We start from the raw sequence: 15,589 nt of genomic DNA, 5'->3' as shown, positions 1-15,589 counted from the left end.
TGCTCGACCCGGACGCCGCCGGGCGTTCCGATCGCGAGACTTTCACTCGATGAAAAACCCGAATTTCGCGATCTATTACGCCGCGGACGGCTATACGACGGACAAGAAGATCATGGGCCGGCAGAGCGCCGGCAAGGCCCTGATGAAAGGGCTGGCCCGGCGCTGGCCGACGGCCGAAATCCATGGCTTCGGCGCGCGAGCCTCAGGCCCGGCCATGCTGCAACAGCTCCAGGGCGACGGCTTCAAGGGCGGTTTGCGCTGGCGGGATGCGCCGGGGGACGATGCTCTCAAGGCGTTGGGCGCCCTCTATTTCCCCAGCCCTCCCACCGCGCCTCTCGCCCACGCCAGAAACACCCAAGGGCCCGCCGCCTACAGTCTGGTGGGCGTCACCCACACCCTGTCGTCCGCTGGAGCGATGGATGGCGTCGCCCAGTTGATCCTGCCGCCCTTCAAGCCCTGGGATGCGCTGATCTGCACGTCCAGCGCGGCCCTGGCTGTGGTGACGCGACTGCAGGATGAGATGAAGGCCTGGTTTTCCGAGCATACCGGCGCCACACGTTTCAACCCTGTGTCGCTGCCGGTCATACCGCTGGGGGTGAATGTCCCGGATTTCGAGCGCACCGACGCCCAGCGCGCCGAGGGCCGCAAGGCGCTAGGCCTGGGACCTGACGAGATCGCCTTTCTGTTCGCGGGGCGTTTGTCATTTCACGCCAAGGCCAATCCGGTCGTTTTCTACCAGGCGCTGGAGGCGGCCTGTCAGCGCACCGGCAAGACCCTGGTGTGCGTTGAGGCGGGCGTTTTCCCGAACAACCCGATCGCTGAAGCCTTCAGGCAGGCCCGCGCTGTCTTCGCCCCCAGCGCCAGGTTCCTGGAGGTCGATGGCCAGGACAGCCATCTCTATGACATGGCCTGGAAAGCGGCTGACGTCTTTGTCTCGCTGCCCGACAATATCCAGGAGACCTTTGGCCTGACCCCCGTCGAGGCCATGGCGGCGGGCATTCCCGTGTTGGTCAGTGACTGGGACGGCTACAAGGACACCATCAGGGACGGCGTGGACGGCTATCGTATCCCGGTGACCCTTCCCCCGGCGGGCGTCGGGGACGCTCTGGCTGAGCGCCATGCGCTGGAGCGGGACTCCTACGACATCTATATCGGCAAGGTCAGCATGGCGACGGTGGTCGATCTGGCCGTCCTGACCGACCGGGTGGTCGACCTGGCCCAGAGCCGAGAGCTGCGCGAGCAGCTCGGGGCGGCGGGGCGCGCGCGGGCGCGCGACGTCTATGACTGGCCCGTGATCCTCGAGCGCTATGCCCAGATGATCCAGGGCCTGGGCGAGCTGCGCAAGGCGGCAGGCGACCTGCCTCCGGCCGCCTGGCCCCTGCGGCCCGATCCCTATCGTCTGTTTGCGGACTACCCCACCAACACTCTGGATGAGGCCTGGAGCGTCGAGGCGCATGTGGAACGCGGGCAATCGATAGAGATGTTCCTGGAGCTGGGCGTGGCGCGCTATGTCGTCAATGCCGAAGCCATGAGCCGCGAGATCATCATCGAGATCCTGCGCATGGCCTCACGGGAGCCCTGCACGGTCGGCCATCTCGTCCGGGGACCGCAGGGCCTTGAGCCCAACAGGGTGCACGCCTTGATGTGGCTCGCCAAGCTGGGCCTGGTGACACTGAAGCCCTGAAGCCTAGCGACCCGAGTTTGGCAAAACCGTCGTCGTGACGTCGACCGGGCCCTCGCAAGCCTGGCACCGCATCTCTGGAACCAGCCGCGCGCCACAGACGTGGGTGAGGATTTCCGGCGCGCCGGCCTCGCCCGCCAGCCAGCGATCGCCCCAGGCCATCAGCGCCGCAATCAACGGGAAGATGTCGCGGCCTTCCGGGGTCAGCTTGTAGTCCCAGCGCTCCGGCCGGGACTGATAGAGCCGCCGTTCCAGCATGCCGCGCTCGACCAGCCGGTTCAGGCGGTCGGTCAGAATATTGCTCGCCACCTGCAGTTCGGCCTGCAGGTCCTTGAAGCGGGTCAGGCCATAGAAGCTGGCGGCCAGCAGATGGGCGGTCCAGCGGTCACCCAGCACCTCAATCGACCGCTCAAGCATCGGATGCAGGGTCACGCCCAAGGTCTCGTCGCTGGAGCGCCGGGAGTGGCGGGCGCGGGGCGCGGGCTCAAGCCCGGCGCCGGGCCCGGGCGTCAGGGTGATGTCGCGCGCCTTCACCGGAGCCCGGCAGGCCTGGCAAACCATCACCGGCCTCAAGGCTTGTCCACAGGGGCTGTGGATAATCTGGTGCGACGGGCAATCCGGATCGAACCGCCAACGCATTTCCCAGCCCAGCAAGGCCAGGGCCGAGTCATAGAGGTCCTGGCCCATGGCGGTCAGGTGGTAGTCCGACCGCGGGGGACGGGTCTGGTAGAGGCGCTTTTCCAGCACGCCCGCCGTTTCCAGCCGGCCCAGTCGATCCGTCAGCAGCGAGCGGGCCATGCCGGTCATGGCGATGAAGCCGTCGAACCGCTTGACCCCCATAAAGGCCGCATAGAGCAGCAGCAGGGTCCAGCGATCGCCGATCAGGTTCAGCGCCCGGGCGGCGGAACTGTTGCGGACAAGCATCGGAGCCCTCGGGAGGGGCTGGGCGGTCTGAACCATACGGTCTGGTGCGTCGCTTCGCGGCGGGCTGTCAATGACGCCATGGACTCCGGCTTTGTCACTTGTATAATCAGACTAACTGATAAGCGGTCGGGAGGTCGCCATGGTCTATGTGCTAGGGGGATGGCAGAGCGACTTCTCCGCCAACTGGAGCCGTCAGGGCGGCGAGATGGCCGACGCTTTCGCCGAGGTGGTCGGCGAGGGGCTGGCCGCGGCCAAGCTCGACCCCGAAGACATCGAGACCGGCCATGTCGGCAACTTCGCCGGCGAGCTGTTCGCCGGGCAGGGGCTGCTGGGCGGCCTGTTCGGCCAGGTCCACCCGGCGTTTGATGGTCTGCCGACCGCCCGCCACGAAGCGGCCTGCGCCTCGGGCAGTGTCGCCATCCTGGCGGCGACGGCCGAGATCGAGGCCGGGCGCTATGATCTGGCCTGCGTGGTCGGCATCGAGCAGATGCGCAATGTCCCCGGTCAGAAGGCCGCCGAGAACCTGGGCGCCGCTGCCTGGGCGGGACACGAATTCCAGGACGCCCGCTTCCTGTGGCCGGCGGCCTTTTCGGACCTCGCCGAGGAGTATGACCGGCGCTATGGGCTGAAGTACGAGCACCTGATGGCGATCTCGGAACTCAACTTCGCCAATGGCCGCCGCAATCCCAACGCCCAGACCCGCGACTGGCGCTTTGGTCCAGAAGCCTTCACCGAGCAGGACGAGACCAATCCGGTGGTCGAGGGCCGCACCCGCAAGCAGGATTGCGGTCAGGTCACCGACGGCACGGCGGTGGTGTTCCTGGCCTCGGCGGCTCGCGCCAGGGCCTATGCCGACAAGCGCGGGATCACCCTGGACAGCCTGCCGCGCATCAAGGGCTGGGGGCACCGGTCGGCGCCGATCAGCTATGCCCGCAAGATCGAGAACAGCCGCGACCAGCCCTATGTGTTCCCGCAGGTGCGCCGGGCGATCCTGGACGCCCGCGCCCGGGCCGGGATCGCTGATATCGCCCAGATCGACGCCGTCGAGACCCACGACTGCTTCACCGCCACCGAATATATGGCCATCGACCATCTGGGCCTGACCGCGCCGGGCGAAAGCTGGAAGGCGATCGAGGCCGGCGACATCGCCATGGGCGGCAAGCTGCCGATCAATCCGTCCGGCGGGCTGATCGGCGCGGGACACCCGGTGGGCGCCACCGGCGTGCGGATGACGCTCGACGCCTTCAAGCAGGTCACCGGAACCGCCGGAGACTATCAGGTCGAGGGCGCCAGGACGGTGCAGACCCTGAACATCGGCGGCTCCACGACCACGACGGTCAGTTTCGTGGTGGGGGTCTGATCCTGGAGATCCTGCGTCTTCAAGGGGCGGATCTTTTCCACCGCGCCGCTCGTATTTGCTCCAACACAATGCTCGGAAGCTCATGCCCTCGCTAGATTCTATCCTGCTGACCAACGCCGCCGTCTCGGCCGTGGCTTTTATCGGGCTCTGGCTCATCGGGCTGCGCCTGAAGGACGTCAGCTTCATCGACAGCTGGTGGGGCCTGGGCATGGCCCTGATCGCCTGGACGACCTGGCTACAGAGCGGGGCGACGCCGCACGGGACTTTGCTGACAGCGCTCTGCACCGTCTGGGCCCTGCGTCTGGGGGGCTACCTGCTATGGCGCTGGCGCAAGAACGGGCCGGATCGTCGCTATGTGACGATGATGGCGCACGCCAAACAGCATCGGGGCTGGAGCTTCGCCAAGGCGTCCCTGCTGCTGGTTTTCGCCCTGCAATACGGCCTGCAATATATCATCGCCCTGCCGGTGCAGCTGGGTCAGATGTCGCTCGCGCCGCTGGGCGGCCTGGCCTTCGCCGGCGCCGCCATCGCGGTGGTCGGCATCCTGTTCGAGACGATCGGCGACGCCCAGCTGGCCCTCTTCAAGGGCAAGGCTGAAAACGCCGGCAAGGTGATGGACCAGGGCCTGTGGCGCTATACCCGCCATCCCAACTATTTCGGCGACGCCTGCGTCTGGTGGGGGCTGTATCTGATCGCCGCCGAGACCGGTCTGGGCGCCTGGGCCCTGCCGGCCCCGATCCTGATGACCTTCCTGCTGACCAAGTGGAGCGGCGTGCCGACCGTGGAAGGCCGCATGCGCAAGAAGCGGCCGGACTATGAGGCCTATGTGCAGCGGACCTCGGGGTTTGTGCCGTGGTTTCCGAAGAAGGGGTGAGGGCGATCACTGGCCCCCACCGGGTCGCTTCGCGACCGTCCGCCCCCATAGGGGGCGGATGATCGATCTCGTCTTCCCCCTATGGGGGAGGAGCGCCGAAGGCGCGGAAGGGGGCTAGTCGCGCAGCCGCTCCCGCCCGGCCCACACGCTATGCGTCCCGCTGCTCAGCTTGTGGGGCAGGGCGATGCGGCAGACCACCTCGAAGCGCTTGGCGTCGATCAGCACGCATTCCGAGCTTCCCCGATTTTCGTCGATGATGAAGCTGACCAGATAGCCGTCGTCCTCGTCCTTGGCGTTGAGGCGCGGCGCGAACGGGGCCTCGCTGGCGAAGCGGCCCTCGGGCAGCTGGATCGACCAGCTTTCGCCGGTCTCCAGGTCATGTTTGACAAAGCCGTTGAACAGGAACCAGCCGGGCTTGGCGGTGGTGGAATAGGCGTAGCGATAGGGCCTGCCGGCATAGGCCTGATTGAACATCCCAAACTCCAGGATGCGCTCGTCCAGATGGCCTTCGGTGGTCTCGCCGGTCTTCAGATTGAACCGCCAGCGGTGCAGCCGGGGCCGGAAGCTGTGCTCGTCCAGATAGGCCATCAGGTGGCCGTGGCGGTCGGGCGCGTCCTCCAGCGGACGGGGCGTAGGGTTTTCCTGGAAATAGCCGTCCAGAACGATCTCGTCGCCGTCTTCATAGGCATTCAGCCAATGCAGCACATAGGTCGGCGCGGCCTCGAACCAGCGCACCGCGCCGCCGTGGCGCGGCACGATCCCGAACCGCGATGGCACGCCCTTGTGCAGGCGCACGGCGTGGATGTCGCGCTCGAGCAGGGCGGCGTCCCAGAACACCGGCAGGTCGTTGAGGATCGAATAGTTCCGGGTGAAGGCCATGTCGTGCGGCAGGCGCGGACCGGGCAGGTCGATGGCCTGATAGACCGTCCGCTTGCCGCTGGCGTCGACCACGCCGTAGTGCATGTAAGGCGCGGTCTTGGAATAGTTGAAGAACAGCAGCTCGCCCGTGGCTTCATCGACCTTGGGGTGGGCCGAGACCCCGTCCAGCGGCGCCCAGGCGGCGACGCCCAGATTCTCCAGAGTCAGGGGATCCAGGCGATAGGCCTCGCCGCACTGATAGAAGGTGGCGATGGCCTCGCCGGCATGGACGACGATGTCGGTGCTGGCGGTGTCCTTCAAGCCGCCATGGGCGCCAAAGCCCGGGCGTTTCGAGGTGCCCGGCCCGTCGGCCAGGCCGCCCCACAGGCTTTCGCCGACTTCCTGCTCGGCCTCGAAACAGCGCGTGCGGATGAAGCGGTTGCGATAGGTCGCCGCTCCGTCCCTGAAGTCGATCTGGTGGACCATGCCGTCGCCGTCGAAGGGGTGATAGCGGCCCAGCGGCTGATGGACGGGGTTTTCGGTGTTGCGCAGATAGACGCCGTCGATGTCGGTCGGGATCGCGCCTTCCAGCACCTCCAGGTCCCAGGCGTTGACCTCCTCGTGCAGCGGCGTCCACGCCCCGGTCATGTAGGGGTGGTTGGTCGACCCCAGCGAGGTGATCACGGGCGGAAGGCGTTCGATCTTCATGGCGGGCTCCTGCGACCAGTGCAGCCTACGTCCAGTCAGTCTTGTTGTGCAAGCATCGGATCGCTCCCCCGGGGGGAGGCTGTGCCTCGCCTAAGGGAGATTGACCGGTTCAAGCTTGGGCGGGCTCTAAGAATCCCGCCTTCCTGGGCCTTGTGCCCAGGACCCATGGTTGAGGCTGGCTCCGATTTGGGCCCTGTTCGCGGCTGAATGGCCCAGAACACAGATCCAAATCCGTATCGGCGGCGCCATGGGTCCTGGGCACAAGGCCCAGGAAGGCTAGCTCTTTTACAATGCCCCTACGCGATCACCCTGCCCTTAGGAGGCGCCTACCGCGCTGACGTCACCCGCCAGATCACATTGCCCACATCGTCAGCCACCAGCAGGGCCCCGGCGGTGTCGACCGCGACGCCCACGGGACGGCCCTGGGCCTCGCCCTTGGCATTGAGGAAGCCGGTCAGGATGTCTTCGGGCAGGCCGGCGGGCTTGCCGCCCGAGAAGGGCACGAACACCACCTTGTAACCGGCCGGGGGCTTGCGGTTCCACGAGCCGTGCTGGCCGATGAACACGCCGCCGCGATAGCGGTCCGGGAAGGCCGAGGCTTCGTAGAAGGTCAGGCCCAGCGAGGCGGTGTGGCTGCCCAGGGCGTAGTCCGGCGCGATGGCCTTGGCCACCAGATCCGGGCGCGGCGGCTCCACGCGCGTGTCCACGGTCTGGCCGTAATAGCTGTAGGGCCAGCCATAGAAGCCGCCGTCCTTCACCGAGGTCATGTAGTCAGGGACGAGGTTGTTGCCGATCTCGTCGCGCTCATTGACGGCGGTCCACAGCGCGCCGGTGACGGGCTCCCAGCCCATGCCGTTGGGATTGCGGATGCCCGAGGCGAACACCCGGCTGGCGCCGGTGGCCAGGTCGATCTCCAGGATGCCGGCCCGACGCTCTTCGGCGGCCATGCCGTTCTCGCCGACATTGCTGTTGGAGCCGACGGTCGCATACAGCTTGGTCCCATCGCGGCTGGCGATGATGTTCTTGGTCCAGTGGTGATTGATCGGCCCGGCCGGCAGGTCGGCGATCTTGCGCGGGGCGGCGGTGATCTGGGTCGCGCCCGTCGCATAGGGGAAGGCGACGACGGCGTCGGTATTGGCCACATAGAGCGTGTCGCCGATCAGGACCATGCCGAACGGCGAGTTCAGGCCGGTCAGGAACGGGGTCTTCACCTCGGCCACGCCGTCGCCATTGGCGTCGCGCAGCAGGGTGATGCGGTTGGCGCTGGGCACGGTGGCCCCGGCCTTGCCCATGATCTTCTTCTCGAACCAGGCCCGGATGTCGAAGCCCGGCTTCTTTTCCTTCGGCGGGCCGTTGGTCTCGGCCACCAGCACGTCGCCATTGGGCAGCACCAGCAGCCAGCGCGGGTGATCCAGGCCGTCGGCGAAGGCCTTGACCTGGAAGCCCTGGGCGGCGATCGGCGTCGCGCCGTTGGCCCAGCGATTGACCGGCGCGACCTTGACGGTCGGCAGCAGGGTCTGGCGGGGTTCTGGCAAGGTGGGATTGGGGCCGTAGCCCGGGCCCGGGGTCTGGGACTCGCTCGCGCTGCAGGCGGCCAGGGAGAGCAGCAGAACGACCGCAGCCGCAGTGGAATGGCGAAGACGAGTCATGAAGTTTTCTCCCTGAAGACCGGCCCGAAGACCTGCCTCTAACGCCTGAAACCGTTCCGCGTTCTGGGGCGGATACGATGATGGGCGCAGACTAGACTCATCGCCCAACCTTGGCACGGGCGCCGTTACGGCGCCGGGCTCGATCAGGCGTCGTCGCCGGCCTCGACGAAGCCGCGCATGTGCTCGATCGTTTCGGGGTCGGCGCGCGCAACCCGGACGAAGGCCTGGGCCAGCTCCTCGGTTGTTTCGCCCAGATTGAACTTGCCGTCGCTGAACCGCAGGAGAACGCTCTCGATATAGCGGTCCAGCAGAACGCGGTCGTCGCCCGTGAGGTTCGTGTGCATGACGCCACGATAGCCCCGATGGCGGTTTTCGCCCTATCAATTCGACGGTCGGGGCAAAGAGCCGTTCAGTCCGCTCGCAGAACCGGCGCCGGGCGGCGGGCAAGAGCCTGGGCCGCCGCCAGAAGTCCGCCGATCGCCGACAGGCCCGCCGCGCCGGCCAGCAGGGCCATCACCCCGGCCCAGTCGATGCTCCACTGGGCCTTGAACACCAGCACCACCACCGGCCAGGCGGCGGCCAGACCCAGCAGGACGCCCGCCGCGCCGGCGATCAGGCCGACAGCGCCATATTCGACGACATAGGCGGTGAGGATCTGGGTGCGCGTTGCGCCCAGCACCTTCAGCGTCGCCGCCTCACGGGCCCTGGCCCGGGCCTCGGCGGCGATGGCGCCGGCCAGCACCAGAAGCCCGGCCAGGCCCGCCACGGCCGCCGCGCCGCGGATGGCCAGGGCCAGGCGGTCGAACAGGCCGGCGGCGGACTCCAGCTGCTCGCGCACGCTGATCACATTGACGGCCGGAAAGCTCTGACCCAGGGACCGGGTGACGCGGGACTCGGCGGCGCGGTCCATCTTGGCGATGGCGATGTTGCGCAGCACCGCGCCTTCCAGGCTCCTGGGGTCCAGGATGATCGCGAAGTTGGGGCCAAAGGCGCCGAACTCGATCTTGCGCAGGGCGGCGATCCTGACGTCCAGATCGCGGCCCAGCACCGACAGGGTGATCGTGTCTCCGGCCGTCAGTCCGGCGCCGCGCGCCAGATCGGCCTCCAGGATCACCTGCGGCGGCCCTGAATAGTCGGCTGGCCACCAGCGCCCCTCGACGACGCCGGAGTCCTTCGGTTCAGGCCCCAACACCGACAGATTGACGTCGTTGTCGAAGGCCCAGCGTTCGGAGGGCTTGATGGCCTTGATGTCGACCGGCTGGCCCTTCAGGGCGGTGATCCGGCCCGTGGCGAAGGGCGCGCGCAGATAGGTTTCCGGGGTCAACGGGCCCACGGCGCGGGCGACTTCGGCGTCAAAGACGGCGGCCTGGTCGCCGGGGATCTCGGTGAAGACCATGGCCGGGGCGCTCTTGGGCGCGACCTCGCGCACCTGGGCCAGCAGGGCCGACTGGATCAGCACCACGCAGGCCAGCAGCGCGACACCAAGGCCGATGGCCGGGGTGGCGGTGCGCGCCGCCGAGCGGGGTCCGGCCAGATTGGCCAGGCCGATGCGCACGGCGCCGCGGGTGAGCCCCCGAACCTGGCCCGCCAGCCAGGCGGCTACGAGGCCCAGGGCGCCCAGCACGACGAAGGCTGCGGCGACGCCGGCGATCATGATCCCGGCGGCGATCGGGGTCGGGGCGGTGACGATGGCCAGGGCGGCCAGGCCCAGGCCGGCGATGGCCGCGCCGATCGTCTCCAGGCCAAACGGCGGGCGCACGCCCAGGGCGCGGCGGAACAGGGCCGAGGGCGGGGTGGCGCGCGCTCTCGCCAGGGGGATCAGCGAGAAGGCCGCCGCCGCCAGCAGGCCAAACACCCCGGCCTTGATCAGGGGCAGGGGATAGACCGCGAACAGGGCGGGGATCGGCAGGGCGTCGCCGGCGATGCGGCCCAGGATCAGCGGCACGACGGCGCCGATGATCAGCCCGATCACCACGCCCAGGGCGGCCAGCAGGCCGATCTGGATCAGATAGGTGTTGCGGATCAGCGCCCCGTCCGCGCCCAGGGCCTTGAGCACGGCGATCGACGGCTCGCGCGTCGCCAGATAGGCCGACACCGCGCCGGCCACGCCCAGACCGCCGGCGACCAGCGAGGCCAGGCCGATGAAGCCCAGGAAATATTCCAGCTGGTCGATCAGCTTGCGCACGCCGGGCGCGGCGTCGGAACGATCGCGGATATAGAGCTCGGCGAAGCTTTTCTTCAGCGCCTTGCCGACAGCGGCCGGGTCCTGGGTTCCGCTCAGGGCGATGCGCGCCGACTGGGCCGAGGGCAGGCCGGGCGCCAGCAGGCCGGTGGGCGGCAGCAGTTCGCCGCGCACCAGAACGCGGGGACCCAGCACGAAGCCGCGCGCCATGCTGTCGGGCTGGCGGATCATGACGGCGCGCACGACCAGGGTCAGGGGACCGGCCTCGAAGCGGTCGCCGATCTTCAGGCCCAGACGGTCCAGCAGGGCGGGCTCGACGGCCGCGCCGGGCAGTCCGTCGCGCGTGGCCAGGGCCTCGGCCAGGGAGGGCGCGCCCTCCAGCTCGACCTTGCCGGCCAGGGGATAGAGGGTGTCGGCGCCGCGCAGGTCCACCAGCCGTCGCTCGCCCGAGGCGGTCTGGGCCATCACCCGGACGCGGGCGGTATAGGACACCGTGCCCAGCCGGGCGAAGGCCGCGCGTTCCTGGGGCGTGAAGTCGCGGTTCTCGACCGAGGCCGACAGATCGCCGCCGAGGATCTCGCGGGCCTGGGAGGCCAGGCCCTGGCGGAAGGCCTCGGCCGTCGATCCGGCCGCCGCGATGGCCGCGACGCCCAGGGCCAGGCAGGCCAGGAAGATGCCAAAGCCCCTGACGCCGGATCGCAGTTCCCGGCCGGCCAGCCGGAAGGAGAGGGGGCTCACGCGTCCATCCCGACTTGGGGTTCGACGACCTTGCCGTCGGCCATGCGGATCACGCGGTCGGCGCGCTGGGCCAGCACGGGATCATGGGTGACCATCACCAGGGCCGCGCCGCATTGCGCGACCAGGTCGAACATCAGGTCGGCGACGGCGGCGGCATTGCGCGAGTCGAGATTGCCGGTCGGCTCGTCGGCGAACAGCAGGGTCGGCCGTGCGGCCAGGGCCCGGGCCAGGGCCACCCGCTGTTGCTCGCCGCCCGACAGCTGGTGCGGATAGTGGGTCAGGCGCGACGACAGCCCCACCTTGGCCAGCCAGTCGCGGGCGGTGGTCAGGGCGTCGGGCGCGCGGGCGATCTCCAGCGGCGCGGCGACGTTCTCCTCGGCGGTCATGTTGGGCAGCAGGTGAAAGCTCTGAAACACCAGGGCGGCGCGACTCCGGCGCAAACGGGCGCGGCCGTCCTCGTCCAGCCTGGCCAGGTCCTGGCCGAACAGGTTGACGGTTCCCGAGGTCGGACGCTCCAGGCCCGCCGCCACCGAAATGAGCGACGACTTGCCTGATCCCGATGGTCCGATGATCGCCACGCGTTCACCGGCGGCGACATGCAGGTCGACGCCGCGCAGGATGTTCACAGGGCCCGCCGTCGAGGGCAGGGTCAGGGTCACCGACGACAGGGCGAGCGGCGCGACGTCATCGGTCATGAATTGTCCTTGTTTCTGGCGTTAAATGCGGGTTCCCACTCTCACATAGGCGCTCATGACGATCATCACAGGGCCGAGCTCCACCCGACGCGGGGCCATTGCTGGATTTGGGGCGATATTCGCCCTGTCGGCGACCGCCCAGGCCGCCGAGACACTGCCGGTCGTGACGGTGCTGGGCGACTCGATCACCGCCGGCCTGGGCTTGCCTGCGCGTGACGCCTTGCCGGCGCAGCTGCAGGTCGCTCTGGAGCGCCTGGGCGTCAGGGCCATGGTGCGCGGGGCCGGGGTGTCGGGCGACACCAGCGGCGGGGGTCTGGCGCGGGTCGATTTCAGCGTCGCGTCCGACACCAGGGCCTGCGTCGTCGCCCTGGGCGGCAATGACCTGCTGCAGGGCGCGGACCCCAAGGCCACCAAGGCCAATCTTCGCCGCATCATCGAAAAGCTGAAGGCCCGCAACATCTCGGTGGTGCTGGCCGGCGTGCGCGCTCCGCCGCTGATCGGGGCGTCCTATGCGCGGGAATTCACCAATCTGTACCCGGATCTCGCCCGCGAGACGGGGGTCGTCTACCAGCCCGATTTCATCACCGGGGTCGTCGGCGTGGCGCGCCTGATGCAGCGGGACGGCATCCATCCCAATGCGGCCGGCGCCAGGATCGTCGCCGAGCGCCTCGCGCCGACGGTCGCGAACGTTCTGCGGTCCCGGGTCTGAGTTTCGGGCGAACCGAAACCCTCGCCCTTCGACAAGCTCCGGGTGAGGTTTTCTACTGAACGGTTTGTCTTGGACCTCACCCTGAGCTTGTCGAAGGGCGAGGTCCGCAACGCCTTAGTCCATCAGCGAGGACTGTTGGGCCGGCGGATGGCCGTGATCCCGCCCGCCGAAGATCCGGCCCATCAGCCGCTCGGCCCGGGTTTTCAGGCCGTCCATCAGCACGAACACCACCGGCACATACAGCAGCGACAGCAGGGTCGAGGTGATCAGGCCGCCGATGACGGCGATAGCCATCGGCGCCCGGAACTCGACATCTGCGCCAAAGCCCAGGGCCACCGGCGCCATGCCCGCGCCCATGGCGACCGTGGTCATCAGGATCGGCCGGGCCCGCTTGTGGGCGGCGTCCAGGATCGCCTCGCGCTTGGTCATGCCGTCCTTCATCGCCATGATCGCGTACTCGACCAGCAGGATCGAGTTCTTGGCCGCGATCCCCATCAGCATCAGGATGCCGATCAGGGTCGAGATCGAGAAGCTGGACCGGGCCAGCACCAGCAGGGCGAAGGCCCCGCCGATCGCCAGGGGCAAGGCCACCATGATGGTGATCGGGTGGGCGAAGCTGCGGAACAGCAGCACCAGCACCATGTACATCAGCAGGATGCCGGTGATCAGGGCGGTGGCGAAGCCTGAGACCATCTCGGCGATGAACTCGGCGTCGCCGGCCGGCACTTCCTTGACGCCCGGGGGCAGATTCTTGACCGACGACAGGGCGTGCACCCGCTTGCTGGCTTCGCCGACCACGATGCCGTTCAGTTCGGCGGTGATGGTGGCGACGCGCGAGCGGTCCTGACGGCTGATCTGCGAGGGCCCCGCGCCGAAGCGGACGTCGGCCACCGAATTGAGCGGCACCGGCCCGTTGGCGCTGGGCACCTGCAGGGTTTTCAGAACCGCCATGTCCTCGCGGGCGTTCTGGGTCAGACGCAGGCGGATGGGCACCTGGCGGTCACCCAGATTGTACTTGGGCAGGTTCTGGTCGACGTCGCCGATGGTGGCCACGCGTACGGCCTGCGAGATCACCCCGGCCGAGACGCCGGCCCGAGCGGCCTGGTCCGGGCGCGGTTCAACCACGATTTCCGGACGGGCGATGGCGGCGGTGTTGACGACGTGCGCCAGGCCCGGAACGTTACGCATCTGGGTCTCGACCGCGCGCGCGGCGGCTTCCAGCTCGGGCCCGTTGTCGCTGAGCAGGCGCAGGGTGAAGCTGGTGCCGTCGCTGGGGCCGCCGCCGCTGTTGGAGCCCGCGCCGATCCGCGCGCCGGGAATGGCGGCGAACTGGTCGACCATCAGGCGGCTGAACTCCTGCTGGCCCATGCGCTCCTTCTTGTCGACCAGATCGGCGTTGAGCGTGGCGGTGTTGACGGCGCTGTTGGCGCCGACCGAGGCATAGACGCCCAGCACTTCGGGTCTGGCCAGCAGGGCCTTGGTCATGCGCTGGACGACGGCGTCGGTCTCATCCAGCGTCGCGCCGGGCGGCAACTGGACCGAGAACGGGGCGCGGCCGCGGTCGGCCGCCGGCTGGAATTCGAAGGGCAGCTTGGTGGCCAGGAAGGCCGTGGCGGCCATCATCGGAATGGCCATCACCAGGACCTTCCAGCGATTGTTCAGGCCCCAGTTCAGGCTCCTGAGATAGGGCCCCATCCAGAAGGGGTCCTTGTCCTCGTGATCATGGTTGGCCTTGAGCATGTAGGCGCCCATCAGCGGCGTCAGCAGACGCGCCACGACCAGCGAGAACAGCACCGAGATACAGGCCGCCAGGGCGAAGGCCTTGAAGAACTGGCCGATAATACCCGGCATGAAGCCGACCGGCGCGAACACCGCCACGATGGTGAAGGTGGTGGCCACGACCGCCAGACCGATCTCGTCGGCGGCTTCCATGGCCGCCGCATAGGCGGTTTTGCCGCCCCGCATATGGCGGACCATGTTCTCGATCTCGACGATGGCGTCATCGACCAGGATGCCGACGGTCAGCGACAGGGCCAGCAGGGTGATGCTGTTGAGCGACTGGTTCATCGGCGCCAGCACCGCGAAGGTCGGGAACAGCGACATCGGAATGGCCACGGCCGCCAGGAAGGTCGCCCGCCAGTCCCGCAGGAACAGCAGCACCACCAGCACGGCCAGGACCGCGCCCAGGATCAGGGCCTCCATCGAGGCGATATAGCTGTCCTCGATATAGGTGACCTCGGCGGTGATCTCCTCGATCTTGACCTCGGGATGGGCCGCGTCGAGCGCCGTGATCGCCTTGCGGATCTTCTGGGCGGTCTGCACCTCGCTGGCGCCGCGCGAGCGGACCATGTTGAAGGTCACGACTTCCTGGCCGTCATAGCGGGCCCGCGAGCGCGGTTCGGCCCAGCGGTCCTCGACCGTGCCGAGGTCGGAAAGGCGGACATTGCCGCCGGCGCTGAGCGGGATGCGGGTATCGCGCAGCTGGTCGATCGAACCGGCCGCGCCCAGGGTGCGGATGGCGCGCTCGGAGCCGGAAATGGTCACGCGGCCGCCCGGCAGGTCGGCGTTGGACGACACCAGGGCCTGGCTGACCTGGGCGGCGGTGACGCCGCGCGCCGCCAACCGGTCGGGATCCAGGGCGACCTCGATCTCACGGTCGACACCGCCGCGCCGGTTGACCTCGCCGACACCCCGGATGGCCAGCAGGGTTCGACTGACGTCATTGTCGACGAACCAGCTGCGCTGCTCGGGCGTCAGGGTCGGGGCCTTGACCACATAGGTGATCAGAGGATCGCCCGAGATGTCGATCCGGGTGACCGTGGGCTCCTGCATGTCCTGGGGCAGAGAACTGCGCAGACTGGACATGGCGTTGCGCACGTCATTGGTGACGCGCTCGTGGTCGACGCCCAGTTCGAACTCGATGAAGGTGGTCGAGGCCCCGTCGACGACGGTGGAGCTGATGTGGCGCACCTGGCCAAGGCCCGCGATCGAGTCCTCGACCAGGCGGGTGACCTGGGTCTCCAGCTCGCTGGGCGCGGCGCCGGGGCGCACGGCGGTCACGACGACGAACGGCAGGTCGACGTCGGGATTGTTGTTGATCCGCATGGTGCGGAAGCCCGAAATCCCCGCGATGGTCAGCAGGAAGAACAGCAGGATGACGGGGATCGGGTTCTTGATCGCCCAGGATGAGATGTTGTTCATCGCGCTGGGC

General features: G+C 68.3%; 11 protein-coding genes and 1 pseudogene. 4 read left to right on the top strand and 8 right to left on the bottom strand.

What is annotated here, in order from left to right; all coding sequences use genetic code 11:
• Positions 1-49 precede the first annotated feature (49 nt).
• Positions 50-1,684, top strand: coding sequence for a glycosyltransferase family 4 protein (locus ACW18B_RS19195; protein ID WP_492048593.1), 1,635 nt, complete (start codon positions 50-52; stop codon positions 1,682-1,684).
• Between the two features lie 3 nt (positions 1,685-1,687).
• Here ACW18B_RS19195 and ACW18B_RS19190 read toward each other — a convergent pair whose 3' ends face one another.
• Positions 1,688-2,605 carry a winged helix-turn-helix transcriptional regulator gene (locus ACW18B_RS19190; protein WP_492048592.1) on the bottom strand — a complete coding sequence of 306 codons (918 nt, stop codon included), beginning with the start codon at positions 2,603-2,605 and terminating at the stop codon, positions 1,688-1,690.
• A 139-nt stretch (positions 2,606-2,744) separates the two neighbouring features.
• Between ACW18B_RS19190 and ACW18B_RS19185 the strand changes: the two genes are divergently transcribed.
• Both ACW18B_RS19185 and ACW18B_RS19180 read left to right on the top strand, forming a co-directional pair.
• Positions 2,745-3,965, top strand: a complete 1,221-nt coding sequence (locus ACW18B_RS19185; RefSeq protein ID WP_492048591.1) for an acetyl-CoA acetyltransferase — start codon at positions 2,745-2,747, stop codon at positions 3,963-3,965.
• An 82-nt stretch (positions 3,966-4,047) separates the two neighbouring features.
• A complete protein-coding gene (locus ACW18B_RS19180; protein ID WP_492048590.1) occupies positions 4,048-4,839 on the top strand; it encodes a DUF1295 domain-containing protein in 792 nt (263 codons plus the stop codon).
• A 114-nt stretch (positions 4,840-4,953) separates the two neighbouring features.
• Here ACW18B_RS19180 and ACW18B_RS19175 read toward each other — a convergent pair whose 3' ends face one another.
• The 5 genes from ACW18B_RS19175 to ACW18B_RS19155 all read right to left on the bottom strand — a co-directional run bounded on the left by ACW18B_RS19175 (position 4,954) and on the right by ACW18B_RS19155 (position 11,669).
• The gene (locus ACW18B_RS19175; protein WP_492048589.1) at positions 4,954-6,405 is read right to left on the bottom strand and encodes a carotenoid oxygenase family protein; all 1,452 of its coding nucleotides are present in this window, start codon (positions 6,403-6,405) and stop codon (positions 4,954-4,956) included.
• Positions 6,406-6,731: 326 nt separating this feature from the next.
• Positions 6,732-8,054: a PQQ-dependent sugar dehydrogenase gene (locus ACW18B_RS19170; protein ID WP_492048588.1), complete on the bottom strand. Its 1,323-nt coding sequence runs from the start codon at positions 8,052-8,054 to the stop codon at positions 6,732-6,734.
• Between the two features lie 143 nt (positions 8,055-8,197).
• Positions 8,198-8,398 carry a hypothetical protein gene (locus tag ACW18B_RS19165; RefSeq protein WP_492048587.1) on the bottom strand — a complete coding sequence of 67 codons (201 nt, stop codon included), beginning with the start codon at positions 8,396-8,398 and terminating at the stop codon, positions 8,198-8,200.
• Positions 8,399-8,463: 65 nt separating this feature from the next.
• Positions 8,464-10,974 carry an ABC transporter permease gene (locus tag ACW18B_RS19160; RefSeq protein ID WP_492048586.1) on the bottom strand — a complete coding sequence of 837 codons (2,511 nt, stop codon included), beginning with the start codon at positions 10,972-10,974 and terminating at the stop codon, positions 8,464-8,466.
• The gene (locus tag ACW18B_RS19155; protein ID WP_492048585.1) at positions 10,971-11,669 is read right to left on the bottom strand and encodes an ABC transporter ATP-binding protein; all 699 of its coding nucleotides are present in this window, start codon (positions 11,667-11,669) and stop codon (positions 10,971-10,973) included. The genes ACW18B_RS19160 and ACW18B_RS19155 overlap by 4 nt, the downstream gene beginning before the upstream one ends.
• Before the next feature lie 55 nt (positions 11,670-11,724).
• Between ACW18B_RS19155 and ACW18B_RS19150 the strand changes: the two genes are divergently transcribed.
• Positions 11,725-12,378 (top strand): arylesterase, encoded by a 654-nt coding sequence (locus ACW18B_RS19150; protein WP_492048584.1) that lies wholly within the window; start codon positions 11,725-11,727, stop codon positions 12,376-12,378.
• 15 nt (positions 12,379-12,393) lie between these two features.
• On the opposite strand, the pseudogene ACW18B_RS19145 reads toward ACW18B_RS19150, so the two are convergent.
• A pseudogene (locus tag ACW18B_RS19145) lies at positions 12,394-12,480 on the bottom strand (hypothetical protein); the annotation flags it as partial.
• A gap of 12 nt (positions 12,481-12,492) precedes the next feature.
• The gene (locus ACW18B_RS19140; RefSeq protein WP_492048583.1) at positions 12,493-15,579 is read right to left on the bottom strand and encodes an efflux RND transporter permease subunit; all 3,087 of its coding nucleotides are present in this window, start codon (positions 15,577-15,579) and stop codon (positions 12,493-12,495) included.
• Positions 15,580-15,589 lie beyond the last annotated feature (10 nt).

The sequence above is a fragment of the Caulobacter sp. FV2ps19 genome (assembly GCF_058681035.1).
Note: the sequence above shows the minus strand (reverse complement) of the source record. Positions and strands in the feature narration are given on the sequence as shown.

Coding starts and splice junctions, on each gene's coding strand:
- ACW18B_RS19195 (WP_492048593.1), top strand. CDS start 50: ATGAAAAACCCGAATTTCGCGATCTATTACGCCGCGGACGGCTATACG.
- ACW18B_RS19190 (WP_492048592.1), bottom strand. CDS start 2,605: ATGCTTGTCCGCAACAGTTCCGCCGCCCGGGCGCTGAACCTGATCGGC.
- ACW18B_RS19185 (WP_492048591.1), top strand. CDS start 2,745: ATGGTCTATGTGCTAGGGGGATGGCAGAGCGACTTCTCCGCCAACTGG.
- ACW18B_RS19180 (WP_492048590.1), top strand. CDS start 4,048: ATGCCCTCGCTAGATTCTATCCTGCTGACCAACGCCGCCGTCTCGGCC.
- ACW18B_RS19175 (WP_492048589.1), bottom strand. CDS start 6,405: ATGAAGATCGAACGCCTTCCGCCCGTGATCACCTCGCTGGGGTCGACC.
- ACW18B_RS19170 (WP_492048588.1), bottom strand. CDS start 8,054: ATGACTCGTCTTCGCCATTCCACTGCGGCTGCGGTCGTTCTGCTGCTC.
- ACW18B_RS19165 (WP_492048587.1), bottom strand. CDS start 8,398: ATGCACACGAACCTCACGGGCGACGACCGCGTTCTGCTGGACCGCTAT.
- ACW18B_RS19155 (WP_492048585.1), bottom strand. CDS start 11,669: ATGACCGATGACGTCGCGCCGCTCGCCCTGTCGTCGGTGACCCTGACC.
- ACW18B_RS19150 (WP_492048584.1), top strand. CDS start 11,725: ATGACGATCATCACAGGGCCGAGCTCCACCCGACGCGGGGCCATTGCT.
- ACW18B_RS19140 (WP_492048583.1), bottom strand. CDS start 15,579: ATGAACAACATCTCATCCTGGGCGATCAAGAACCCGATCCCCGTCATC.